Raw genomic sequence first — 23253 nt, 5'->3', positions numbered from 1 at the left:
ATGCGCACTGCTGACCCGATCCTGACCGGGGGCCGCGATCAGCGGTCGCGCCCGGCAACCGCCGCAGGCTCCTCCGGTGCCGCCCCGTCCGCGCCCCAGGTCGTCGTCCTGGCCGCCGGGATGGGCACCCGGCTGGGCCGCAAGCAGCCCAAGCCGCTGACCCCGCTGATGGACGGCCGCAGCATCATGCAGCAGCAGCTCGACGGGCTGCGCGCCGTCTTCGGCGAGCAGGTCAAGGTGACCGCGGTCGTGGGCTACCGGGCGAAGGCCGTCATGCGGGCCCAGCCGGACCTGCTGTTCGCCTTCAACCCGGACTTCGCCGTCACGAACACCTCGCAGAGCCTGCTGCGGGCACTGCGGTCCTCGCCGGCCGGCGGCGTGCTCTGGCTGAACGGCGACGTCGTCTTCGACCCGGCGGTGCTCGACCACGCCGCCCCCCTCATCCGGGCGGACGAGAGCTTCGTCTGCGTGGACACCTCCACGGTCGCCGACGAGGAGGTCAAGTACACCCTCGACGGCGACGGCTTCATCGCGGAGCTGTCCAAGACGGTGGTGGGCGGCCTGGGCGAGGCGGTGGGGATCAACTACGTCTCCGCGGCCGACAAGCCGGCGCTGATCGAGCACCTGGCAGCCTGCGAGGCGAACGACTACTTCGAGCGGGGCATGGAGCTGGCCGTCCAGCACGCCGGCGTGCGCTTCCGCCCGCTGGACATCTCCCGGTTCTCGGCGGTCGAGGTCGACTTCGACGACGACCTGCAGCGGGCCAACACCTGGCTCAGCTCGCGGGCCACGCTCGAGCCGCTGGCCTCCGAGCTGGCCTGACCGCACGGCCGGTCAGTGCCCCTCCCGGAGGGCGGGGCACTGACCGGTTCACCGCAGCTGCGGGGCGACCTCGGCGGCCACCAGGTCCAGGTGGTCGAGGTCGGCCAGGTCCAGCACCTGCAGGTAGGCCCGGGAGGCGCCGGCCTCGGCGAACCGGCCCAGGGTCTCGACCGCCTCGGCGGGGGTGCCGGCGACGCCGTTGCGCTTGAGGTCGTCGACGTCGCGGCCGATCGCCGCGGCCCGGCGGGCCACCTCGGCGTCGTCCCGGCCCACGCAGACCACCAGCGCGGAGCTGTAGACCAGCTCGGCCGGGTCGCGGTCGATCTCGCTGCAGGCCTCGCGGACGCCGGCGAACAGCCGGGCGTTGTCCGCCGCCGACTGGAAGGGCACGTTGAACTCCGCGGCGTACCGGGCGGCCAGCCGCGGGGTGCGCTTCTTCCCCCCGCCGCCGACCAGGATCGGGATGCCGCCGGCCTGCACCGGCTTGGGCAGCGCCGGCGAGCCGCTGAGCTGGTAGTGCTCGCCGGCGAAGTCGAAGGTCTCCCCCGCCGGGGTGCCCCAGAGCCCGGTGACGACGGCCAGCTGCTCCTCGTACCGGTCGAACCGCTCGCCGAGGTCGGGGAACGGGATGCCGTAGGCGCTGTGCTCCTCGGCGAACCAGCCCGAGCCGATCCCGAGCTCGACCCGCCCGCCGCTCATCTGGTCGACCTGGGCGACCGAGATGGCCAGCGGCCCGGGCAGCCGGAAGGTCGCCGCGGTCATCAGCGTCCCCAGCCGGATCGTGCTGGTCTCCCGGGCGAGCCCGGCCAGGGTGACCCAGGCGTCGGTCGGGCCGGGCAGCCCGTCGCCGCCCATCGTCAGGTAGTGGTCGGATCGGAAGAAGGCGTCGAAGCCGGTCTCCTCGGCGCGCCGGGCCACGGCGAGCAGGTCGTCGTAGGTGGCGCCCATCTGGGGTTCGGTGAAGATCCGTAGCTGCACGGGTCCGAACGTAGCCAGGGACACCCCGGAGCGCCGCTCACCTTCCGCTTCGGGGTGTGCCCGGAGGCGAAGGCGGGCAGGATGATCGCCAAGCGATCAACCCGGAGGTGCTGGAGTGTTCCGCAAGAAGAGCCGGACAGAGGTCATCGGTGCCGAGTTGCAGGAGGGGTTCGCCCACATCGGCGCAGCGGTGACCGAGGCCCGGAAGGCGACGGCGGAGCAGTTCGGTCCGCAGGTGGCCGCCGCGGCCAAGGTCGCGCAGCAGACCTACGCCACCGACGTCGCCCCCCGGGTCGAGGCCGCCGTCGCCGTACTGGCGCCGCAGCTCGACGCCGCTCGCGAGGTGTTGGTACCGCGGCTCGAGGCGGCCCAGAAGTCCCTCGCCCCGCGGATCGAGGCCGCGCAGAAGGCCTACGAGTCCGACGTCGTCCCGCGGCTCGAGGCGGCGACCAAGGTCGCGCGCGCCAACCTGGAGACGGCGGTGGCCGCGGCCGCGCCGCGGATCGAGGCCGCCCGCGAGGCGGCCGGACCGGCGCTGGAGAGCGCGGCCCGCACCGCCCGGTCGAACCTGGAGACCGCCGGTCCGCGGCTGTCGGCGGCCACCACCGCCGCCACCGCCTACGCCGCCCCCCGGGTGGCCGCGGCCCGCGAGGCAGCGGGTCCGGCGCTGGACACCGCGCGGGCCAACGTCGCCGCCCAGGTCGAGGCCGCGCGCGCCCAGCTGGACGCGCGCAGCGCCGAGCTGGCCGCCACCGCCGCCTCGCTGTCAGCGGCGACCGCCAAGCAGACCGGCAAGGTGCGCCAGGACGCTGCCGCCGCGGCCGAGGCCGCCCGCGAGCAGGCGGCCGCCCGGGTCGCGGCGCTGCGTGCGGCCGCGGAGGCGACGAGCAGCTCGGCCGGCAAGAAGGCCGAGAAGCTGGGCAGGAAGGCCGACAAGCTGGCCGCCGAGGCAGCCAAGCGCCGCGTCGAGCTGGAGAAGGCGACCGTCAAGGCCCGCAAGCAGGCCAGCAAGCGCACCGCGGCGACCGTCACCTCCGTCAAGCGGAGCGTCGGTCTGGTGCCCGAGCCCCAGCCCCGCCGGTGGCCGTGGGTGGTCGCCGTCCTGGCCGTCGTCGGCGCCGCCGTCGTCGTGCTGCTGCGCCGGAGGAGCGCCGACGACCTGTGGACCCCCGCGCCGACCGGCGACGGCCCGGTGCCCAGCTACCGAGAGGACCCCTCCCCCATGTCAGCCAAGACCCCCGCAGGTGGCGCCGAGACCCCCGAGGCGCAGGGCAAGCAGGTGTCCACGGCCATGACCGCGCCGTCGGACTCCGGCCCGGCCGAGGGCGGCATCGGTGCCCTCGAGGCGCAGCCGGCCTCCGGCCCTGGTGAGCCCAGCAACCAGGACCGGCCCACCACGGCGACCGGCACCACCAACGACCCCGACGCCCCGGTCGCCTCGGCGGCGCCGGACTCCTACACCGAGGCCCCGGGCAGCGCCGGCAACTCCGCCGCCAGCCGCGGCACCCGGCCGGACGAGGACAGCGCCGGCTGACCTGCCGCAGCACTCCCCCGACGGGGCCCAGCCGATCCGGCTGGGCCCCGTCGTCGTCTCCGGCGCCGGAGGCACCGTCACCGGCCGGAGTACCGTGACCGCCATGAGCCTGGGCATGGAGGAGGCGCCGGCGGAGACCCCGCAGACGTCCTCCGGGATCGAGCCGGCCGGTCGCAAGCTGCTCCGCCTGGAGGTCCGCAACAGCCAGACCCCCATCGAGCGCAAGCCCGAGTGGATCAAGACCAAGTTGAAGACGGGGCCGGAGTACACCGAGCTCAAGTCGCTGGTCCGCCGCGAGGGCCTGCACACGGTCTGCGAGGAGGCCGGCTGCCCCAACATCTACGAGTGCTGGGAGGACCGGGAGGCCACCTTCCTCATCGGTGGCGACCAGTGCACCCGGCGGTGCGACTTCTGCCAGATCGACACCGGCAAGCCCGCCGACTTCGACCGGGACGAGCCCCGGCGGGTCGCCGAGAGCGTCGTCTCGATGGGGCTGCGCTACGCGACCATCACCGGTGTCGCCCGCGACGACCTGCCCGACGGCGGTGCGTGGCTGTACGCCGAGACCGTCCGGCAGATCCACGAGCAGATCCCCGGCTGCGGCGTCGAGCTGCTCATCCCGGACTTCAACGCCGAGCCCGACCAGCTGGCCGAGGTCTTCTCCTCCCGCCCCGAGGTGCTCGCGCACAACGTGGAGACGGTGCCCCGCATCTTCAAGCGGATCCGCCCCGGCTTCCGTTTCGAGCGCTCCCTGTCGGTGATCACCGCCGCCCGCGACGCCGGGCTGGTCACCAAGTCCAACCTGATCCTGGGCATGGGCGAGGAGCCGCACGAGGTCGTCGAGGCCATGCAGGCGCTGCACGACGCCGGCTGCGACCTGCTGACCATCACCCAGTACCTGCGGCCCAGCGTCCGGCACCACCCGGTCGTCCGGTGGGTCAAGCCCGACGAGTTCGTCGGCTTCCAGGCGCAGGCCGAGGAGATGGGCTTCGCCGGGGTGCTGGCCGGGCCGCTGGTGCGCAGCTCGTACCGCGCCGGGCGGCTCTACCAGCAGGCCGCCGAGGCCCGCGGGCTCGCGATCACCACCGCCTGAGTCCTTCGGCCCCGGTGCAGGGTCCCGCACCGCGCGTCAGCGTGGTGTGGGGGGCACCGGGGTCCTTCTCCTATCCTGTGGTCATGGCACGCAGCAGGTCCACCGACCCCTCCGCCCCCACCGGCAGCGCCGGACGGGGCCCGGCCGGCGTGGCCGGCCGCGGCACCAAGGGCGCCACGGCCGTGGGTGCGGCCACGGGCGGCGGCCGGGACGGCAAGGCGAAGGCCCCCAAGCTCGGCAAGGACGGCAAGCCCAAGGTCGGCCGGCTGACCAAGCTCAAGAACCAGGCCGGCATGATCGGCCAGGCCTACAAGCTCACCTACCGCAACGACCCCAAGCTCCCCTGGGTCATGCTGATCACCTTCGTGGTGACCTTCGCGGTGGTCGAGCTGGTCGGGATCCTGCTGAGCTCGCCGTTCCTCTTCCTGCCCTTCGCCGTCCTGCTCGGCCTGCTCGCCACCCTCATCGTGTTCGGCCGGCGCGCCCAGGGCACCGCCTACAAGCAGGTCGAGGGCCAGCCCGGCGCGGCGTCGTGGGTGCTCGAGGGCATGCGCGGCGACTGGCGGGTCAGCTCCGGCGTCGCCGGCAACCGCGAGCTCGACGCCGTCCACCGGGTGCTCGGCCGCCCCGGCATCATCCTGGTCGGCGAGGGCAACCAGGGCCGGGTGCGCGGGCTGATCGCGGCGGAGAAGCGGCGGATCGCCAAGGTCGTCGGCGACACCCCGATCTACGACGTGCTCGTCGGCGACGGCGAGGGCCAGGTGCCGCTGAAGAAGCTGAGCGCCCACGTGATGAAGCTGCCGCGCAACCTGTCCGCGGCCGAGGTCAACGCCCTCGGCAAGCGGATGAGCGCCCTCGGCGGCGCGCGGATGCCGGTGCCCGGCGGCCCGCTGCCCGGCGGCCGGCAGATGTCGGTCAGCCAGCGCCAGGTGCGCCGCCGCTGACCCACCCCCGGACCACACCCCGACGCCCCGGCCGCTCCTGCGGCCGGGGCGTCGTGCGTCCGGGGCATGACCTCCGAGGTCATCGACGGGGTGCGGGTCAGGCGCGACGGTGGTGGCGGCCGGACGACCGGCCGCCACCCGCTCCGTCGAGAGGACCTCCCATGACCACCGTCACCCGTCCCCCGGTCACCGCCGCCCCGGCCCGGCTGCTCCAGCTCGACGGCGCGCTGTGCGCCGCCCTGGGTCTGCTGGCGGCCACCGCCGCCGGCCCCGTCGCCGAGCTCCTGGGCACCGGGGCCACCGGCGTCGTCCGCGGCGTCGGCGTCGCGCTGGTCGGCTACGCCGTCGTCCTGGTGGCGGCCTCCCGCACCCGCCGGGCCCGGTCGGTGCTCCGCGTCGCGGCCCTCGGCAACGTCGGCTGGGAGGTGGCGAGCCTCGCGGTGGCCGCCTTCGCCGACCTCGGCACCACCGGGCGGGTCCTGGTGGCCGCGCAGGGCCTGGTGGTCGGTGCGCTCGCCGTCGTCCAGCTGCGGGCGTTCCGGCGGTGACCCGTCCGGCGCCCGGTGCTGGCCGGCAGGCCCCGCCGCGCCCTAGCGTCGAGCCGTGACGACGACGCAGCGGCCCGCGGTCGCCGGCGCTCTCCTGCGGGACTGGCGGGAGCGCCGGCGGCTGAGCCAGCTGGACCTGGCCGGGCTGGCCGACACCTCCACCCGCCACCTGTCCTTCGTCGAGACCGGCCGGTCCCGGCCCAGCCGCTCGATGGTGCTCAAGCTCGGGGAGGCGCTGCAGATGCCGCTGTCGGACCAGAACCAGGTGCTGCTCGCCGCCGGCCACGCACCCGAGTTCCACGACGCCCGCCGGGACGCCGCGGCCACCCGGTACCTGCTCGACGTGCTCGACCTGGCGCTGGCCGCCCACGACCCCTGGCCGGCCCTGGTCATCGACGCGCAGTTCGACGTCGTGGCGACCAACACCGCCGTCGACCGGCTGTTGGCGCTGGTCGACCCGGCGCTGCTGGACCCGCCGGTCAACGTCGTCCGGGTGATGCTGGCCCCCGGCGGGCTGGCGGAGCGGGTGGTCAACTACGGCCCCTGGCGGGCGCACCTGCTCCGGCAGGTGCGGCAGCACGCGGCGGCCGCGCCGTCGGCGGACCTGCAGGCCCTGCTGGCCGAGGCCGCCGGCTGGCCGGACCGGGCCGGGGCCGAGGTCAACGCACCGGGCCCGACGTTCGCCCTGCCGCTGGAGCTGCAGGTCGAGGGGGCCGTCCTGCGGATGTACAGCACGGTGGCCACCTTCGGCACGCCGCTGGACGTCGCGGCCAGCGAGCTGGCCATCGAGACGTTCCTCCCGGCCGACGAGGCCACCCGGGCGTGGTTCGCCCGGACCTCCTGACCGGCCCGCTGGTCGTCAGCGGTCGCGGACGACGGCGGTGTCGGTGAGCCGGTCGTGCAGGCCGCGGCCGTCGGAGTCGACCACCAGCGCGGGCAGCAGCAGCACCAGCAGCGCGGTGCGGACGACGGCCCGCCACGGCGCCAGCCGCTGCTCCGGGTGCGGGTGGGCCAGCCGCAACCCCAGCAGCCGCATGCCCGGCGTCTGCCCGGTCAGCACGAGGAAGAGCGCCGTCATCACGCCGAAGGTGAGCAGGCTCCACTGCTGCGGGGGGTCGGGGGCGGTGAACAGCGCCGTCACCAGACCCGCGGCCACCGCGTCGACCAGGTACTGCGCCACCCGCCGGCCGAAGGGCGCCAGCGAGCCCGGGCCCTCGGGCGGCAGCCCCAGTGCGGCGCCGCGGCCGCGTTCCTGAGAGGGTGAGGCGTCGTCCCTGGTCACCCCGCCAGCGTAGGTCCCCCCTCGGCGCAGGCCGGCCGGGGTGGACCGGGTGGGTGCCCGAGGGGCACCGGCGCCCCGGCCGCGACACGCCGGGGAGCGGTGTTACCGCGACGAAACACGAGGGACACCGCGGAGCAACCCCGCGCTCGTAACTTGCCGCTGAGCTGGCCGCCCATACCCGGAGGATCGATGTTCAACAGTCCCGACGAGGTCACCGCGTACATCCGAGACAACGACGTGAAGTTCGTCGACGTCCGGTTCTGCGACCTGCCCGGCGTCATGCAGCACTTCACCATCCCGGCGGAGACCTTCGGGCCTGACACCTTCGCCGACGGCCTGGGCTTCGACGGGTCGTCGATCCGCGGTTTCCAGGCGATCAACGAGTCGGACATGCTGCTGCTGCCCGACGCGAGCAGCGCCTACCTCGACCCGTTCCGCATCCACAAGACGCTGAACATCAACTTCTTCATCCACGACCCGATCACGCGCGAGGCCTACAGCCGCGACCCGCGCAACGTGGCGAAGAAGGCCGAGGCCTACCTGGCCAGCTCGGGCATCGCGGACACCGCGTACTTCGGCCCCGAGGCCGAGTTCTACGTCTTCGACTCGATCCGGCACAACACGTCGATCAACGAGGGCTACTACCACATCGACGCGGTCGAGGGCTCCTGGAACACCGGGTCGCTGACCGGCGAGAACGGCGGCCCCAACCTGGGCTACAAGACCCGGCCCAAGGGCGGGTACTTCCCGGTCGAGCCCTACGACCACCAGAGCGACCTGCGCTCGACGATGATGGTCAACCTCGCCTCCGCCGGCCTCGAGCTCGAGCGCGGCCACCACGAGGTGGGCACCGGCGGGCAGGCCGAGATCAACTACAAGTTCGACACCCTGCTGCGCTCGGCCGACAGCCTGATGCTGTTCAAGTACATCATCAAGAACACCGCTTGGGCGCACGGCAAGTCGGCCACCTTCATGCCCAAGCCGCTGTTCGGCGACAACGGCTCCGGCATGCACTGCCACCAGAGCCTGTGGAAGGACGGCGAGCCGCTCTTCCACGCCGAGACCGGCTACGCGGGCCTGTCCGACATGGCCCGCCACTACATCGGCGGCCTGCTCAAGCATGCCCCCTCGCTGCTGGCCTTCACCAACCCGACGGTGAACAGCTACCACCGCCTGGTGCCGGGCTACGAGGCGCCGATCAACCTGGTCTACTCCGCGCGCAACCGCTCGGCCTGCACCCGCATCCCGATCTCCGGGGACAGCCCGAAGGCCAAGCGCATCGAGTTCCGCGTGCCCGACCCGTCGGCGAACCCCTACCTGGCGTTCTCCGCGATGCTGATGGCCGGCCTGGACGGCGTGAAGAACAAGATCGAGCCGCCGGCGCCGGTCGACAAGGACCTCTACGAGCTCCCGCCCGAGGAGGCCCTGGGCATCGAGAAGGTGCCCGCGTCGCTGGACGCCGTCCTCGACCGGCTCGAGGTCGACCACGACTACCTGCTCGACGGTGGCGTGTTCACCTCCGACCTGATCGAGACCTGGATCGAGTACAAGCGGGCCAACGAGATCGACCCGATCCGGCTCCGCCCGCACCCGCACGAGTTCGCCCTGTACTACGACATCTGATCCCCGCACGCGCAGCGGCCCCCGACCTCACCGAGGTCGGGGGCCGCTGTGCTGTGCGGCGGGGGTCAGCAGCAGCGGCTGACCGGGTTGCGCTCGACGGCGTCGGCGCGGCGGCGCTCGAACTCGCGCCGGCTGAGCGGCTCGTGCCCGTGCTCGGCGCACTCCCGCAGGTGGTCGTCCCACCGCGCCTCGCCGCTGAACTCCCGCAGGTACCACCGCACCCCGCGCCCGGCCCGGACGACGGCCGCCCGCAGGTCCGCGGCGGTCATCGCCGGCCCCCGTCCCCGGCGCCCGCACCGGCCAGCGCCTCGTGCTCGGCCAGAGCGCGCTTCTCCTCCGCGGTGGCGAACAGGCCGGCGGGCTCCACGAGCGACGACGGCACGGCCGGCTCCTCGGTGGTCGGCAGCGACCCCCCGGCGCGCAGTGCCCGGGCGACGACGAACACGGCGTTGACGACGACGATGATCACCAGCACGGCGAAGAAGCTCTGCAGCACGCCGTTGAGGGTGGAGTTGAAGATGACCTGGTCCATCTGCCCCTGGTCCGTTGCCGGGGCCAGCAGCTCACCGGCGTCCCGCGCGTCGCGGTACCGCTGCGCCTGCGCGAAGTAGCCGATCGCCGGGACGTCGGAGAAGACCTTCTGCCAGCTCGCGGTCATCGTGACCACGAGGTCCCAGACCAGCGGCACCCCGGTCACCCAGGCGTAGCGCAGCTTGCCGTGCTTGATCAGCAGCACCGTGACCAGCGTGAGCGCGATGGCGGCGAGCAGCTGGTTCGCGATGCCGAACAGCGGGAAGAGCTGGTTGACGCCACCGAGCGGGTCGGTCACCCCGATGTAGAGGACCGAGCCCCACAGCCCGACGACGACGGCGCTGGCGATGACGTTGCCCGGCCGCCAGGACAGGTCGCCGAACCGCTTCCAGACGTTGCCGATCGTGTCCTGCAGCATGAACCGGCCCACCCGGGTGCCGGCGTCGACGGCGGTCAGGATGAACAGCGCCTCGAACATGATCGCGAAGTGGTACCAGAACGCCTGGAGCCCGCCCCCGAACGCGTCGCTGAAGATCTGCGAGATGCCGACCGCGAGCGTCGGAGCGCCGCCGGTGCGGGAGATGAGGGTCGGTTCCTGGACCGCCGCGGCGGCCGCGGCGAGGTCCTGCGCGGAGGTGTCGAACCCCAGGCCGTTCACGAACGTCGCGGCGGTGTCGACGGCGCCGCCGGTGGCCCCGGCCGGGCTGTTCATCGCGAAGTAGAGGCCCTGGTCGATGACGCAGGCGGCGATCAGCGCGCTGATCGCGACGAAGGACTCCATCAGCATGCCGCCGTAGCCGATGAGCCGGACCTGGCTCTCCTTGGCCACCATCTTCGGCGTGGTGCCCGACGAGATCAGCGCGTGGAAACCGGACAGGGCGCCACAGGCGATGGTGATGAAGACGAAGGGGAACAGCGACCCGGCGAAGACCGGGCCGGTGCCCTCCCGGGCGAAGTCGGTGACCGCCTCGGCCTGCAGCACCGGGCGGGCGATCAGCAGGCTGAGCGCCAGCAGGACGATGACGCCGATCTTCATGAACGTCGACAGGTAGTCGCGCGGGGTGAGCAGCAGCCAGACCGGCAGCACCGAGGCGACGAACCCGTAGACGACCAGCGCGAGGACCAGCCACTCCTTGGACAGCGTGAGCGCATCGGCCAGCCCGCTCTCCTGCACCCAGCCACCGCCGATGATGGCCAGCAGGAGCAGCGCGACGCCGATGCCGGTGGCCTCGAGCACCCTGCCGGGGCGGAGCCGGCGCAGGTAGAGCCCCATGAAGAGCGCGATCGGGATGGTCAGCGCGATGGAGAAGACGCCCCAGGGCGACTCGGCCAGTGCGTTGACCACGATCAGCGCCAGCACGGCCAGGATGATGATCATGATGGTGAAGACCGCGATCAGGGCGGCGATCCCGCCCACGATGCCGATCTCCTCGCGGACCATCTGGCCCAGGCTCTTCCCGTTGCGGCGCATCGAGAAGAACATGACGGTCAGGTCCTGCACCGCCCCGGCGAAGATGACGCCGACGACGATCCAGATGGTGCCCGGCAGGTAGCCCATCTGCGCGGCGAGCACCGGCCCGACCAGCGGCCCGGCGCCGGCGATGGCGGCGAAGTGGTGACCGAAGAGCACCCGCCGGTCGGTGACGTCGTAGTCGATCCCGTTGTGCAGCCGCTCGGCCGGGGTCGCGCGGCTGTCGTCGGTCCGGAGCACCTTGTAGGTGATGAACCGCGCGTAGAAGCGGTAGGCGATGGCGTAGGAGCAGATCGCCGCGAACAGGATCCACAGCGCGGAGACCGCCTCGCCGCGGGCCAGCGCCAGCACCGTCCAGGCCACCGCACCGAGGGCGGCGACAGCCACCCAGAGCGCGATCGACCGCACCGACCCGCGGCGTCCGGCAGCCCCCTCCGGCGGCTGCCCGCCACCGCTCGCGTCGTCCCTGGTCGCCGTCGTGGACATGCGCGCCTCCGAGCACAGCGGCGTCCTCGTCGACGCCGTCGGCGGTGAGCATAGGTCCGGATCCGAGCCGGGCGGATCGCCGGGCACCCGAGCCCGCGCGGCGCAACCCCCAAGGTCGCGAGATGGCAACGATGTGATGCACGTCGCAGAAACTGCGATACCGTCCCGGCCCGACGCGCCCCGCGTCGACCAGCTGACCTGTTCCCGTCGCACGGCACGGCACGCGGCACGGGCCACCTCGGCCCGGCCGGGACAGCGGGCCACCGCCGGGACGACGCCGATCTGAGAGGTGGCGCCCGTGCTGAGCATCGACGCCCTGCACGTGACCTACGGCGGAGCGGTGCAGGCGCTCCGCGGCATCTCCCTGGAGGTGCCCGACGGCACCGTCGTCGCCGTCCTGGGCAGCAACGGTGCCGGGAAGAGCACCCTGCTGCGCGCCATCTCCGGCACGCTGCGGCTGCACCGCGGCCGGGTCGACTCCGGCACGATCCGCTACGGCGACACGCTGCTGGGCAACCGCGACCCGGCGCAGACCGTCCGCCTCGGCCTGGTCCAGGTGCCCGAGGGACGGCGGATCTTCGGCCGGCTCACCGTCGAGGAGAACCTCCGGGCCGGCGGCATGGGCAACCGGGACAAGGCGGGCAAGGCGCGGGCCCGCGACCGGGTGTACGAGCTGTTCCCGGTGCTCCGCGAGCGCAGCTCCCAGCGCGGCGCGCTGCTGTCCGGCGGCGAGCAGCAGATGCTGGCGATCGGCCGGGCCCTGATGGCCAGCCCGAAGCTGCTGCTGCTCGACGAGCCCTCGCTCGGCCTGGCCCCGCGCGTCATCGGCCAGATCGGCGAGGTCATCGCCGAGATCAACCGGCAGGGCACCTCGGTGCTGCTGGTGGAGCAGAACGCCACGATGGCCCTCGGTGTCGCCGACCTCGCGTGCGTGCTCGACGTGGGCGAGGTGTCGCTGTCCGGGTCGGCGGCCGAGCTGGCCCGCACCGACGAGGTGCAGCGGCTCTACCTCGGGCACGACGGCGACGAGACCGCGGTCGACGCCGCGCCGACGACCCACCGCACCCTGTCGCGGTGGACGCCGTGAGCGCCCCCACCGACGTCCGGACCGACATCCCGCCGGTCGAGGTCGAGCACGTCACCGTCCGGTTCGGCGCCATCACCGCGCTGGCCGACGTCTCCTTCACCGTGGTCCCCGGCGCGATCCACGCGATCATCGGGCCCAACGGCGCCGGCAAGTCGACGATGTTCAACGTCCTCTCCGGGGTCTACCGCGCCGCGGAGGGCGAGGTCCGGTTCGGCGACCACCGGCTGGACCGGATGCGGCCCTACGAGATCGCCGGCATCGGGGTCGCCCGGGCCTTCCAGAACATCGCGCTGTCCCCCACCCAGTCGGTGGCGGAGAACCTGATGCTCGGCCGGCACCACCTGACCAGGGCCGGCTTCCTCGCCGCCGGGCTGCGGCTCCCCCGGGCCACCCGCGAGGGACGACGGCACGGCGAGCGGGTGGCCGAGATCGCCGAGTTCCTCGAGCTCGGCGACCGGCTGCACACGCCGGTCGGGGTGCTCTCCTACGGCGACCAGAAGCGGGTGGAGGTCGCCCGCGCGCTCTGCACCGAGCCGCGGCTGCTGCTGCTGGACGAGCCGGTCGCCGGGATGAACGCCGAGGAGACCAACCGGATGGCGCAGACCATCCGGGAGATCCGCTCGGCGCTGGGCATCTCCGTCGTCCTGGTCGAGCACGACATGGGGATGGTCATGTCCCTCGCCGACCGGGTCACCGTCCTGGACTTCGGCCGCCGGATCGCCGACGGCACGCCGGCCGAGGTGCAGCGGGACCCCGAGGTCATCCGGGCCTACCTCGGCTCCGGCGACGACACCAGCCCGGAGGACGCCGTCAGCGCCGCCGCCACCCCCGCCACCCCCGCCACCGAGACCACTCCCTCCGACACCCCCGGGACGCGCCCGTGACCCAGTTCCTGTCGCTGCTGCTCAACGGCATCTCGCTGGGCGCGCTGTACGCGCTCATCGCCCTCGGCTTCGTGATCATCTTCAAGGCCAGCGAGGTCGTGAGCTTCACCCACGGCTCGCTGCTGCTGCTGGGCGCCTACTCGATCGCCCGGCTGTCGGAGCCGCTGGGCTTCCTGCCGGCGATCCTGGTCGGCATCCTGATCACCGCGCTGGCCGCGTTCGTGATCGAGCGGCTGGTCATCAACCGGCTGCGGGGCGCGCCGGTGATCAGCCTGGCGATCGTCACCATCGGGATCGACATCATCCTGCTGACCGAGCTCATCCGGCGGATCGGCTCGGACATCCTCAACGTCCCGCACCCGTGGGGCAGCGGCTCCGTGCGCCTCGGGGACGTCGGGATCAGCCAGAACCGGCTGATCGCCACCGGGGTCGCCGGGCTGCTGATCATCGCCTTCTTCCTGGCGTTCAAGTACTCCAGCTGGGGCGTGGCGATGCGCGCCTCCGCCGAGGACGGCGAGACCGCGGCGCTGATGGGCATCCGGCTCGGCCGGGTCTCCGCGCTGGCCTGGATCGTCGCCGGCGTGCTGGCCGCGGTCGCGGCGCTGTTCCTGGTCGGCGCCCCGACGCCGGGGGTGAGCGCCGCGGCCTACACGGTGGCGCTGCGCGCGTTCCCGGCGGCGATCCTCGGCGGCCTGGACTCCACCGGCGGTGCGCTGGTGGGCGGGCTGCTCATCGGCCTGGCGGAGTCCTTCGCCGCCGGCTACCAGGACCAGCTGCTGTTCCTGGGCCGCGGCTTCGGCGACGTCGTCCCCTACGTGGTGATGATCGCGGTCCTGCTGGTGCGGCCCTCCGGCCTGTTCGGCACCAAGGAGCTGACCCGTGTCTGAGGCGACCGCCACCCGGCCGGCCCGCGGGTCGAGCCGGGCCGGGACCACCCCGGCGGCCCGGCCGCGCCGGTCGTGGCTCCGGCCGCTGCTGGCGGTCGCCGTCCTGGTGGTGCTGCTGCTGGTGCCCTTCTACGTGGAGGAGTTCTGGCTGCGCACCGGGTTCGCGGTGTTCGGCGCGGTCGTGGGGGCCATCGGGCTGAACCTGCTGGTCGGCACCACCGGCCAGCTGTCGCTGGCGCACGCGTTCTTCCTCGCGGTGGGGGCGATCAGCTACGTGTTCGTGTCCGGCGAGTCCGGCGGCATCGGGGTCGCGCAGCTGTCCGGCCTGGGCCTGCCGCCGATCGTCGGCATGGTCGTGGGCGTGCTGCTCGCCGGGCTGGCCGGGCTGCTGTTCAGCCCGATCGCCGCGCGGCTGCGCGGCATCTACCTCGGCGTCGCCTCGCTCAGCCTGGTGTTCATCGGCCAGCACGTCCTCAACTCCTGGACGTCGGTGACCGGCGGCTTCAACGGGCGGTCGGCGCCGGACTTCTCGCTGTTCGGGTTCACCTTCGCCAACCGCGACCCGCTGCTGTTCATCGCCGGCGTCGAGTTCCGCGAGGCCGAGCGGCTCTGGTACCTGGGGCTCGCGCTCGCCGCGGCCGCCTACTGGTTCGCCCGCAACCTGCTGCGCAGCCGCCCCGGGCGGGCGCTGCAGACGCTGCGGGACAGCGAGGTCGCCGCGTCGGTGATGGGCGTCAACGTGCAGCGCTACAAGGGCCGGGTCTTCCTGGTCAGCTCGATGTACGCCGGGCTGTCCGGGGTGATGTACGCGCTGTCCATCGGCAGCGTCGCGCCGGAGTCCTTCGGGCTGGAGGTCTCCATCCAGTACCTGGCGATGATCGTGCTGGGCGGGCTCGGGTCGGTCGGCGGCGCGGCGCTCGGCGCGCTGTTCGTCAGCGCGCTGCCGCTGGTGTTCCAGCGCTACGCCGACGCGGTGCCCTTCGTCAGCGGCGTCGGCGAGGGCGGGCTGGCCGCCGGTGAGGCGGCGCGCTTCCTCTACGGCGCGGCGATCGTGCTCGTCATCCTCTTCCAGCCCGCCGGGTTGGCCGGGCTGGGCCAACGGTTCCGCCGGCGCGGCCGGGACCCCGGCGGAGGCCGGCCCGCGCCCACCACCCCTCCTCCCCCGTCCTCCTCGACCACCGCTGACCCCTCTGATCCACCGGCACAAGGGAGCACCTCATGAAGCTCAAGCGAACCGGCAGCGCCGCCGTCCTGGCGGCGGTCGTCGTCACCGCCGCCACCGGCTGCAGCAACAAGGCCGAGGACTCCGGCGGCGGCGCCGCCGCCGGCGGGGACGCCGGGGAGGTCGCCACCGACGTCGGGGTCGAGGGCACCACCATCACCCTGGGCGTGCTCACCGACCTGACCGGCGTCTTCGCCGCCCTCGGCAAGGACATCACCAACGCCAACCAGATGTTCTGGGAGGAGAACCAGGTCTGCGACACCTACGACGTGGAGCTCGACGTCCAGGACACCGGCTACGTGCCGCAGCAGGGCGTGCAGCTCTACAGCGGCATGAAGGACGGCATCCTGGCGATGCAGCAGACGATCGGGTCGCCGATCAACACCGCGCTGGCACCGGAGTACGAGGCCGACCAGATCGTCAACTTCCCGTCGGCCTGGGCGCAGACCCTGACCGAGATCCCCGGCACCGGGGTGGTGGGGGCGACCTACGCGGTGGAGATCGCCAACGGCTACGACTACATGTTCCGCGAGGGGCTGCTGGCCGAGGGCGACACCGTCGGCCACATCTACTTCGAGGGCGAGTACGGCGCCAACGGCCTGGCCGGCACCCAGGCCGTCGCCGAGGAGCGCGGCCTGGAGGTCGTCGAGGCGCAGATCAAGTCCACCGACCAGGACATGAGCTCGCAGATCACCCAGTTCCAGGCCGCCGGGGTCGACCTGGTCGCCCTCACCGTGGCGCCCACCCAGCTGGCGTCCGCGGCGGTCGCGATGGAGGCCCAGGGCCTGGACGTCCCGATCCTGGGCAGCAACCCGGTCTTCGCCCCCGGCCTGCTCGCCGGGCCGTCCGCGGCGAAGATCAAGGCCGACCTGTACGTGGCCTCGCCGGTCTCCGCGTTCGACGCGCACCCGGAGCTGCTGGAGCAGTACCAGACCGCCTACCCCGACGCCACGCCCAGCCTCGGCGTGCTGGTCGGCGTGGGCATGAGCGAGATCATGAAGCAGGTGCTCGACTCGGCCTGCGAGAACGGTGACCTGACCCGGCAGGGCGTGCTCGACGCCTTCACCGGCCTCGAGGACGTCGACACCAACGACGTCGTCGTGCCGATCCGGGGCTTCGAGGCCGGCGCCTCGCCGAGCCTGGAGAGCTTCATCCTCCAGCCGGCCGACGTCCCCGGCGGCGCGACGGTGCTCGAGGAGGCCTTCGAGGGCGAGTTCGCCGCGGCGATCGCCGGCTGACGAAGGACCCCTCGCCCCCCACCACTCGCGAGCTCACGGCGGGTCCCTGCGAGGGGGCCACCGACGGCGCCTCCTCCCCTCGGGGAGGGGGCGCCGTCGCGTGTCACAGCTGGCTGCGCCGGACGGCGGGGACGAGCCGGAGGGCCAGCAGGCCGCTGAGCACCCCGGCCACGGTGAGCGGCACGGCGGCCGACGTCGCCGCGGCCGCGGTGGCGATCAGGAAGGGCGCGGCGAAGCCGAGGTAGGCGCAGGCCAGGAACAGGGAGGCCAGCGCGCCGCGGCGGGACGGCGCCGCGAGCCGCGCGCTCAGCGTCAACCCGGCGGCCAGGCAGAGGCCGCCGCCGGCGCCCAGCAGCGGCGAGGCCGCCACCAGCCACGGCAGCGCCTCGGTCACCGCGAACGCGGTGGCCGCGGCGAAGCCGGCCGCGCCGAGGGCGGCGCCCAGCACCGCGGTCCACGGGCCCAGCCGGCGCTGCAGCCCGGCGACCAGCGTCCCGGCGCCCAGCGTGGCGCCGGCGACCACCCCGGTGACCGCGACCGCCGGGCCGGGCAGGTCGACCAGCAGCGGCACCGCCGAGACCACCGCGGTCGGGAAGGCGTAGACGCAGACGGCCACCGGGGCCAGCACGGTCAGCACGGTCGCGCCGTCCCCGGGCCGGACCAGCGGCACCGCCACCGGGACGGCGCCGTCGGGACTGCCGGCCGGGCGCACGTCGACGGTCTCCGGCAGCCGGGTGGCCAGCGCCAGGCCGGCGACGCCCAGCACGGCGTGCAGCAGGTAGGGCAGCACGGTCGGCGCCGGGGCGTACTCGCCGAGGAACCCGCTGACCAGCGGCCCCAGCGAGAAGCCCGCCGTCATGGCGAAGGCCGCCCGCCGTCCCCCCGCCCCCTCACCGGAGGCCAGCGACAGCTCGCCGACCCAGGCGCTGCCGACGCTGAACACGATCCCGCTGACCACCCCCTGCAGGAAGCGGGCGGTGAACAGCAGCCCGACCGACCCGCCGGCCAGCGCGAAGGCCAGCGACGCGAGGACCGCCAGCAGCATCCCGGGCAGCGCCACCCGGCGCCGGCCGAGCCGGTCCGACAGCGGGCCGGCCAGCAGCAGCGCCGGCACCAGGCCCGCGGCGTAGCAGCCGAAGAGCGCGGTCAGCGCCTCGGCGGAGAGGTCCAGCCGTTCCTGGTAGACCAGCAGCAACGGGGTCGGCACGTTCGTTCCGGCGGCCACCGCGAACAGCGCGAAGACAGCCCGCCGCCACGTCACCGGGGCGACCCTACGGACCCGGGGACACTCGCGCGCCGTCCCGGACCACGGCGGTGCGCCCCGGACGACGCCCCGGGGAAAGGTTGCACACGACCCGATCGCACAGGTCAACTCGGCCCGCCCACTGCCGATGACAAGCAGGGACCAGGGCGGCCGGGGACGGCGGCCCCGGCACCGGAGGGGACGTCCCGCCCGGTGAGCAGGGTCCCGGCGATGGAGGACAGGCATGAGGCGGCGCACAGCCAGCCCGGCGTCGAACGCGACGCCCACCGATCAGATGCCCCGGGACGTCGAGGCGGTCGAGGCCGTCATCGACCGGCTCGACCGCGGCATCCTCAGCGACGAGCAGGGTCACGGCCTGATCACCGAGGTGCTGGTCGGCGAGCTGGGCATCGGCTACGGCGCGGTGTGGCTCCCCGCCGAGGACGGCGCCTTCCACCGCCGCGCCGAGTTCGGCCCGCTGGCCGCCGCCATCACCTCCGGGTCCAGCGGGCACGTCGCCCGGATCACCCCCAGCGACGGCTTCGGCGGGGAGGCCGTCCGCACCCGCAAGACGCTGGTGCTCGACGCCTCGTCCGACCCCCGGGCCTGCCTGCGCTGGGGCGGTGCGCTGTCCGCGGGGGCGACCGGCGGCTGCCTGCTGCCGATGGTCGAGGACGGCAAGGTCGCCGCGCTCTACGAGTACTACTCCGCCGGCGAGCTGCCCTTCGTCGGCGCCCGCAAGGGCAAGTGGGACTCCCTCGGCCGGCTGCTCAGCCACGCCCGCCGGGCCGCGCTGGCCCGCACGGCGCTGCAGGAGAACCTCGACGACCGGGTCGCCGTCACCACCGTGGTCGCCGAGCTGGGTGCCGCCAGCGACCAGCAGTCGGCGCTGCGGATCGCGCTGGACACCGTGCGGGAGGCCTTCGGCTGGGTATACGGGTCGTACTGGGCCCTGGACGAGCAGGCGAACGTGCTGCGCTTCCAGCAGGAGTCCGGCTCGGCCGGCGACGAGTTCCGCAAGGTGACGCTGAACGCCAGCTTCGCCGAGGGCGTCGGCGTCTCCGGACGGGCCTGGCGCAACCGCGACCTGTTCTTCGTCCGGGACATCGGCGAGATGACCGACTGCGTGCGGGCACCTGCCGCCCAGCGCGCGGGCGTGAAGTCCGGCGTCTGCTTCCCGCTCATCGTCGGCGGCCGGGTCGTCGGCACGATGGACTTCTTCGTCACCCAGACCATCGAGCTGTCGGAGTCCCGCGCCTCGGCGCTGCGCAACGTGCAGCAGCTGGTCTCCCAGCGGCTCGACGTGCTGCGCCGCACCGAGGAGTCGGCCGAGAACGCCCTGGAGCTGCTGGACACCGTCGCCCGGCTGCGCGAGGCCGCCGGCGACGCCGGTCGGGTCGCGGAGAGCGCGGTCAGCCAGGCGTCGACGATGACCAGCGAGGTCGAGGCGCTCGACGAGGCCTCCGCCGCCGTCGGCGAGGTCATCCGGATCATCTCCGGCATCGCCGACCAGACCAACCTGCTCGCGCTCAACGCCACCATCGAGGCCGCCCGCGCCGGTGAGCTGGGCAAGGGCTTCGCGGTGGTGGCCAGCGAGGTCAAGGACCTGGCCCGGGAGACCGCCAACGCCACCCAGCGGGTGTCGAACCAGATCGCCGGCATCCAGGCCAGCAGCAAGGCGGTCGCCTCGGGCATCCACACCACCGGGGAGATCATCGGCCAGCTCGACGTCGTCCAGGCCCGGATCGGCGAGGTGCTGGAGGAGCAGGCCAGGATGGCCTCGGCCTTCGAGCGCCGCCCCTGACGAGGGACCCTGACGGCCCGCCACCCACCGGGTGGCGGGCCGTCCTGCTGTGCGCAACAGGTCACCGGGCCGAGGAGGTTCCGGACGGCGCGCAGCTGGGCATGATCGCGACCATGCAGCTTCCCAAGCCACGGGGCCCCCTCAGCGCCGGACTGCGCACCGACCTGCTCGACGGACGCGCGATCAGCCCGGCCACCACGGCCGCGGCCGACGAGCTGCTCGCCGCCGTCGCCGACCCGCTCACCGACGACGACCTCCAGCTGTCCCTGGCGATCTGCTACGAGCTGCACTACCGCGGCTTCGACGGCGTCGGCGACACCTGGGAGTGGGACCCCGAGCTCCTGCGGCTGCGGGCCCGGCTCGAGGAACGGCACCTGGCCGCGCTCCGCGAGCTGGCCGGCACGTGGCCGGTCACCGACGAGCCGGTCGACCAGCAGCTGGCCGCGGTGATCGCCGCCGACGACGGCCCGTCGCTGTCCCGGTACCTGGCCCGGCAGGGCACCGTCGGGCAGTGGCGCGAGTACCTCGCGCTGCGGTCGGTCTACCACCTCAAGGAGGGCGACCCGCACACGTTCGCCATCCCGCGGCTGTCCGGCCGGGCGAAGGCCGCCATGGTGGAGATCCAGGCCGACGAGTACGGCGGCGGCTCCGCCGAGCGCATGCACAGCCAGCTGTTCGCCGGCATGATGCGCGACCTCGGCCTGGACACCGGCTACGGCGCCCTGTGGGACGACGCCCCCGCGGTCGCGTTCAGCTCGGTCAACACCATGTCGCTGTTCGGCCTGCACCGTGCCCTGCGCGGGGCCTGCCTCGGGCACCTGGCCGCGGTGGAGATGACCTCGTCGGAGCCCAGCCGCCGCTACTCCGCGGGGCTGCGCCGGCTGGGCTTCGACGAGAGCACGACCGTCTTCTACGACGAGCACGTGGAGGCCGACGCCGTGCACGAGCAGATCGCGGCCGTGGACATGTGCGGCTCGCTGGTCGCCGAGGACCCGGCGCTGGCCGCCGACGTGCTGTTCGGCGCCCAGTGCTCGCTGGTGATGGACGGGCTGACCGCCGTGCACCTGCTCGGCGCCTGGGAGGCTGGCCGGTCGGCCCTGCGCTCCCAGCCCGCGCTCGCCGCCTGAGCGAGACCCCGCCCACCCGGCTCGGCCGGGTGGGCGGGGCGCGTGGCCGTCAGCGGAGACCGAAGACCGACAGGGTGCCGTCGTCCTCGTTGCTGGTCAGGAACAGCTTCCGGTTCTCCAGGGCGAGCAGGCCCTCGGGGGCGTCGCCGACCGCCAGCACCTGCAGCAGCTGCGGGGCGGACTCCCGGCCGAGGTCGTAGACCAGCACCGCGTCACCCCGCTCGGAGCCGATGAACGCGAGGTCGGCGCCCTTGGACCGGGCGACCTCGGCACCCTCGAACTCCGCGCCCTTGTCGTCGCTGCGGCCGTCCGGGTACCGCCCCGCGGCGGCGAGGGCCTGCTCGGCGGACCCACCGCTGGACCACAGCACGCTGCCGTCGGTGCGGAACACCGTCCAGCCGCGTCCGCCGCTGGGCTCGGCCGCGAGGTCGCCCTCGTCGGCGGTGACCAGGTTGCCGTCGCGCGTCCACTGCACGGCGTCCGGCTCGCGGGGGGCGACCAGCGGGTCGTCGAACGCGGTGGCGCCGTCGTCGGCGGTGTCGGCGTCGGTGCGGGTGACCGTGCCGGCCGAGAACGAGCCCACCACCTGGCGGCGGGCCAGGTCGACCAGGGCGACGGCGTTGTTCTCCTGCAGCGTCACGGCCGCGACGTCGGCCCGGTTGACGTCGACGAACTCGGGCTCGGGGTCCGCTGCGAAGGCGGCGCCCGGCAGCCCGGTGAGCTCGACCCGGTCCGCGGTCCAGGCCGGCACGGCGTCGCGCAGGTCGACCACCGACAGGAAGCCGGCGGGCAGCTGCGGCAGCCCGCCCGGGACGCCGTCGACGACGAGCTCCTCGTCGCGCTGGTCCTCCACGGCGATCGCCGCGAACGCCCCGCTGGGGCCGATGTCGATCGAGTCGGGCTGCCCGCCGAGGTCGAGGGTGCGCACCACGACCCGCCCGGCGAGGTCGACGACGGCCAGGTGGCCCGAGGGCGCCGTCAGGTCGGTGGTGGTGTCGACGGCGACGAGCGCGTACCTGCCCGAGTCGGTGACCGCGACCGACGTCGGGGAGCCGCCGACGTCCACGGTGCCCACCTGGCGCGGGGCCGACGGGGTGCGGAGGTCGACCAGGCCGATGCGGCCGAGCTCGGAGTCGGTGTAGACGACTGTCTTCCCGTCCGGCGTCGCGCTGAGGATCTCGGCCACCTCGCCGTCGACCGCGAACGTCGCCAGCGGCTGGAGGACGGGCGCCGGCGGCCGGGCGGCGGCCGGGCCGGCGGTGGCGACCACGGCGAGCGCGCCCAGCGAGAGCACGGCGGTCAGGGGACGGAGCGGACGACGGGGCACGGATCACCTCGGGTGGTGGGGACGGGGTCCCGACCACCCTGCGGTCGCCCGGCCAGCAGCAGGTGTCCGGACGGCGAACGACCGGTGACCCGCGCCCGGCCAGCCGGGTCAGGCCCGGTCGTCGCGGGTGTCGTCGCGGATGTCGTCGCGGGCGGCGTCGCCGAACAGCTGGGCGGCCGGGCGGGGCCGCGAGGGGGCGCTGGGGGCGTGGAAGCCCGAGCGCTTGTGGGTGCCGTCGCAGAACGGCTTGATGCCCGACTTCCCGCAGCGGCACAGCGCCACGGTGCGGCGGCCGGGGTCGATCTCGTTGCCCTCGGTGTCGAGCAGGGTGAAGTCGCCGCGGACGATCAGCGGGCCGTCGCGGTAGGGGGTGATGGTGGCGGTCGGCTCGCCGGCCGGCGGCAGGTCGCGCACCGTCTCGTCGGTCACGTCGTCGGCGGCCGGGAGCTGGGCCGGGGTGGTGTCGGGCACCGGGTCCCGGTGCCCGGTGACGCCCGCGCTCAACCGCGCTCCCCCGGCCGGACGGCCTGCACGGCCGCCGCGGTGGCGTGCTCCCCGTCGGCCCGCAGCCCGGCGACCACACCGTCGACGTCGGCCGCCGGGCGGTTCTGCGACAGCTTCCACTTCGCCTCGACCCGGCTGATCCGCACCTCCACCCCGACGATCGCGCGCAGCTGCCCGGCGACGAACCGGGCCGGCGCGTCGGTCACCGCCCAGGGCTCGGCGCGGTGGCCCTCGTGCGCCGCGGTCAGCCGGGTCACGTGCGCGGCCAGCCAGTCGGGGTCCTCGTGCACCACCAGCGCACCGTGCACGTGCGCCACGACGTAGTCCCAGGTGGGCACCACCCGGCCGTGCTCGGCCTTGGTGGCGTACCAGGACGGCGACACGTAGGCGTCCGGGCCGCGGACGATCACCAGGACGTCGCCCTGGGTGTCCTGCCACTGCGGGTTGTTCCGCGCGAGGTGGCCGGTCAGCGTGCCCGCCACCGGGTCGTGCAGCACCGGCATCGTCGTCGCGGTGAGGCCGGCCGCCGTGCTGCTGACCAGCTCGACGGCGCCGGGCGCGGCCAGCAGCTGCGCGACGGCGTCGTCCGGGGCGGCGAAGTGCGCGGGGACGTACACG

22 protein-coding genes are annotated in these 23253 nt (G+C 73.9%); 14 read left to right on the top strand and 8 right to left on the bottom strand.

Annotation, left to right across the window (positions count from 1 at the left end; translation table 11 throughout):
• Window positions 1-822, top strand: coding sequence for an NTP transferase domain-containing protein (locus HL054_RS04510; RefSeq protein ID WP_369137572.1), 822 nt, complete (start codon window positions 1-3; stop codon window positions 820-822).
• Window positions 823-870: 48 nt separating this feature from the next.
• Here the strand turns inward: HL054_RS04510 and HL054_RS04505 are convergent, their stop codons facing one another.
• Window positions 871-1800: an LLM class F420-dependent oxidoreductase gene (locus tag HL054_RS04505; protein ID WP_369137571.1), complete on the bottom strand. Its 930-nt coding sequence runs from the start codon at window positions 1798-1800 to the stop codon at window positions 871-873.
• 115 nt (window positions 1801-1915) lie between these two features.
• Between HL054_RS04505 and HL054_RS04500 the strand changes: the two genes are divergently transcribed.
• The 5 genes from HL054_RS04500 to HL054_RS04480 all read left to right on the top strand — a co-directional run bounded on the left by HL054_RS04500 (window position 1916) and on the right by HL054_RS04480 (window position 6763).
• Window positions 1916-3334 (top strand): hypothetical protein, encoded by a 1419-nt coding sequence (locus HL054_RS04500; RefSeq protein ID WP_369137569.1) that lies wholly within the window; start codon window positions 1916-1918, stop codon window positions 3332-3334.
• A gap of 103 nt (window positions 3335-3437) precedes the next feature.
• Complete coding sequence (gene lipA / locus HL054_RS04495; RefSeq protein WP_369137568.1) at window positions 3438-4427, top strand: lipoyl synthase; 990 nt, start codon at window positions 3438-3440, stop codon at window positions 4425-4427.
• A gap of 83 nt (window positions 4428-4510) precedes the next feature.
• Complete coding sequence (locus HL054_RS04490) at window positions 4511-5371, top strand: DUF4191 domain-containing protein (RefSeq protein WP_369137567.1); 861 nt, start codon at window positions 4511-4513, stop codon at window positions 5369-5371.
• 161 nt (window positions 5372-5532) lie between these two features.
• Window positions 5533-5919 (top strand): hypothetical protein, encoded by a 387-nt coding sequence (locus tag HL054_RS04485; RefSeq protein ID WP_369137566.1) that lies wholly within the window; start codon window positions 5533-5535, stop codon window positions 5917-5919.
• 55 nt (window positions 5920-5974) lie between these two features.
• Window positions 5975-6763, top strand: a complete 789-nt coding sequence (locus tag HL054_RS04480) for a helix-turn-helix domain-containing protein (protein ID WP_369137565.1) — start codon at window positions 5975-5977, stop codon at window positions 6761-6763.
• A 15-nt stretch (window positions 6764-6778) separates the two neighbouring features.
• On the opposite strand, the gene HL054_RS04475 is transcribed toward HL054_RS04480, so the two are convergent.
• The gene (locus HL054_RS04475) at window positions 6779-7201 is read right to left on the bottom strand and encodes an RDD family protein (protein ID WP_369137564.1); all 423 of its coding nucleotides are present in this window, start codon (window positions 7199-7201) and stop codon (window positions 6779-6781) included.
• Between the two features lie 189 nt (window positions 7202-7390).
• On the opposite strand from HL054_RS04475, the gene glnA reads away from it, so the two are divergent.
• Window positions 7391-8824 carry a type I glutamate--ammonia ligase gene (glnA, locus tag HL054_RS04470; RefSeq protein WP_369137562.1) on the top strand — a complete coding sequence of 478 codons (1434 nt, stop codon included), beginning with the start codon at window positions 7391-7393 and terminating at the stop codon, window positions 8822-8824.
• 65 nt (window positions 8825-8889) lie between these two features.
• Here the strand turns inward: glnA and HL054_RS04465 are convergent, their stop codons facing one another.
• Both HL054_RS04465 and HL054_RS04460 read right to left on the bottom strand, forming a co-directional pair.
• Window positions 8890-9093, bottom strand: coding sequence for a YbdD/YjiX family protein (locus HL054_RS04465; RefSeq protein WP_369137561.1), 204 nt, complete (start codon window positions 9091-9093; stop codon window positions 8890-8892).
• Window positions 9090-11312, bottom strand: a complete 2223-nt coding sequence (locus HL054_RS04460; protein WP_369137560.1) for a carbon starvation CstA family protein — start codon at window positions 11310-11312, stop codon at window positions 9090-9092. The genes HL054_RS04465 and HL054_RS04460 overlap by 4 nt, the downstream gene beginning before the upstream one ends.
• A gap of 298 nt (window positions 11313-11610) precedes the next feature.
• Between HL054_RS04460 and HL054_RS04455 the strand changes: the two genes are divergently transcribed.
• The 5 genes from HL054_RS04455 to HL054_RS04435 are packed head-to-tail and all read left to right on the top strand — an operon-like array spanning window position 11611 to window position 16630.
• Window positions 11611-12399, top strand: a complete 789-nt coding sequence (locus tag HL054_RS04455; protein WP_369137559.1) for an ABC transporter ATP-binding protein — start codon at window positions 11611-11613, stop codon at window positions 12397-12399.
• Window positions 12387-13283 carry an ABC transporter ATP-binding protein gene (locus HL054_RS04450; protein WP_369137558.1) on the top strand — a complete coding sequence of 299 codons (897 nt, stop codon included), beginning with the start codon at window positions 12387-12389 and terminating at the stop codon, window positions 13281-13283. Before HL054_RS04455 ends, HL054_RS04450 begins: the two co-directional genes overlap by 13 nt.
• Window positions 13280-14170: a branched-chain amino acid ABC transporter permease gene (locus HL054_RS04445; protein WP_369137557.1), complete on the top strand. Its 891-nt coding sequence runs from the start codon at window positions 13280-13282 to the stop codon at window positions 14168-14170. Before HL054_RS04450 ends, HL054_RS04445 begins: the two co-directional genes overlap by 4 nt.
• Window positions 14163-15392 carry a branched-chain amino acid ABC transporter permease gene (locus HL054_RS04440; RefSeq protein WP_369137556.1) on the top strand — a complete coding sequence of 410 codons (1230 nt, stop codon included), beginning with the start codon at window positions 14163-14165 and terminating at the stop codon, window positions 15390-15392. Before HL054_RS04445 ends, HL054_RS04440 begins: the two co-directional genes overlap by 8 nt.
• Complete coding sequence (locus tag HL054_RS04435; RefSeq protein ID WP_369137555.1) at window positions 15389-16630, top strand: ABC transporter substrate-binding protein; 1242 nt, start codon at window positions 15389-15391, stop codon at window positions 16628-16630. The genes HL054_RS04440 and HL054_RS04435 overlap by 4 nt, the downstream gene beginning before the upstream one ends.
• Window positions 16631-16733: 103 nt before the next feature.
• Here HL054_RS04435 and HL054_RS04430 read toward each other — a convergent pair whose 3' ends face one another.
• On the bottom strand, window positions 16734-17891 hold the full coding sequence (locus HL054_RS04430; protein WP_369137554.1) for an MFS transporter: 1158 nt from the start codon (window positions 17889-17891) through the stop codon (window positions 16734-16736).
• Between the two features lie 226 nt (window positions 17892-18117).
• Here HL054_RS04430 and HL054_RS04425 point away from each other — a divergent pair, with 226 nt between their 5' ends.
• Both HL054_RS04425 and HL054_RS04420 read left to right on the top strand, forming a co-directional pair.
• Complete coding sequence (locus HL054_RS04425) at window positions 18118-19677, top strand: methyl-accepting chemotaxis protein (RefSeq protein WP_369137553.1); 1560 nt, start codon at window positions 18118-18120, stop codon at window positions 19675-19677.
• A gap of 113 nt (window positions 19678-19790) precedes the next feature.
• Window positions 19791-20804 carry an iron-containing redox enzyme family protein gene (locus HL054_RS04420; RefSeq protein ID WP_369137551.1) on the top strand — a complete coding sequence of 338 codons (1014 nt, stop codon included), beginning with the start codon at window positions 19791-19793 and terminating at the stop codon, window positions 20802-20804.
• A gap of 49 nt (window positions 20805-20853) precedes the next feature.
• Here the strand turns inward: HL054_RS04420 and HL054_RS04415 are convergent, their stop codons facing one another.
• The 3 genes from HL054_RS04415 to HL054_RS04405 form a co-directional block, all read right to left on the bottom strand.
• Entirely contained in the window at window positions 20854-22131 is a 1278-nt protein-coding gene (locus tag HL054_RS04415; protein WP_369137549.1) for a hypothetical protein, read from the bottom strand.
• A gap of 108 nt (window positions 22132-22239) precedes the next feature.
• Entirely contained in the window at window positions 22240-22635 is a 396-nt protein-coding gene (locus tag HL054_RS04410; RefSeq protein WP_369137548.1) for a CDGSH iron-sulfur domain-containing protein, read from the bottom strand.
• Complete coding sequence (locus HL054_RS04405; RefSeq protein ID WP_369137546.1) at window positions 22632-23252, bottom strand: FMN-binding negative transcriptional regulator; 621 nt, start codon at window positions 23250-23252, stop codon at window positions 22632-22634. Before HL054_RS04405 ends, HL054_RS04410 begins: the two co-directional genes overlap by 4 nt.
• Window position 23253 lies beyond the last annotated feature (1 nt).

The sequence above is a fragment of the Modestobacter versicolor genome (assembly GCF_041028285.1).
GTDB classification, from domain to species: Bacteria; Actinomycetota; Actinomycetes; order Mycobacteriales; family Geodermatophilaceae; genus Modestobacter; species Modestobacter versicolor_A.
This window is presented reverse-complemented; position numbering and strand designations above follow the sequence as displayed.

What these genes read in the sequence shown, in the direction of transcription:
- HL054_RS04510 (WP_369137572.1), top strand. Translation starts at nt 1, where the DNA reads ATGCGCACTGCTGACCCGATCCTGACCGGGGGCCGCGATCAGCGGTCG.
- lipA (WP_369137568.1), top strand. Translation starts at nt 3,438, where the DNA reads ATGAGCCTGGGCATGGAGGAGGCGCCGGCGGAGACCCCGCAGACGTCC.
- HL054_RS04490 (WP_369137567.1), top strand. Translation starts at nt 4,511, where the DNA reads ATGGCACGCAGCAGGTCCACCGACCCCTCCGCCCCCACCGGCAGCGCC.
- HL054_RS04485 (WP_369137566.1), top strand. Translation starts at nt 5,533, where the DNA reads ATGACCACCGTCACCCGTCCCCCGGTCACCGCCGCCCCGGCCCGGCTG.
- glnA (WP_369137562.1), top strand. Translation starts at nt 7,391, where the DNA reads ATGTTCAACAGTCCCGACGAGGTCACCGCGTACATCCGAGACAACGAC.
- HL054_RS04465 (WP_369137561.1), bottom strand. Translation starts at nt 9,093, where the DNA reads ATGACCGCCGCGGACCTGCGGGCGGCCGTCGTCCGGGCCGGGCGCGGG.
- HL054_RS04460 (WP_369137560.1), bottom strand. Translation starts at nt 11,312, where the DNA reads ATGTCCACGACGGCGACCAGGGACGACGCGAGCGGTGGCGGGCAGCCG.
- HL054_RS04435 (WP_369137555.1), top strand. Translation starts at nt 15,389, where the DNA reads ATGAAGCTCAAGCGAACCGGCAGCGCCGCCGTCCTGGCGGCGGTCGTC.
- HL054_RS04425 (WP_369137553.1), top strand. Translation starts at nt 18,118, where the DNA reads ATGAGGCGGCGCACAGCCAGCCCGGCGTCGAACGCGACGCCCACCGAT.
- HL054_RS04420 (WP_369137551.1), top strand. Translation starts at nt 19,791, where the DNA reads ATGCAGCTTCCCAAGCCACGGGGCCCCCTCAGCGCCGGACTGCGCACC.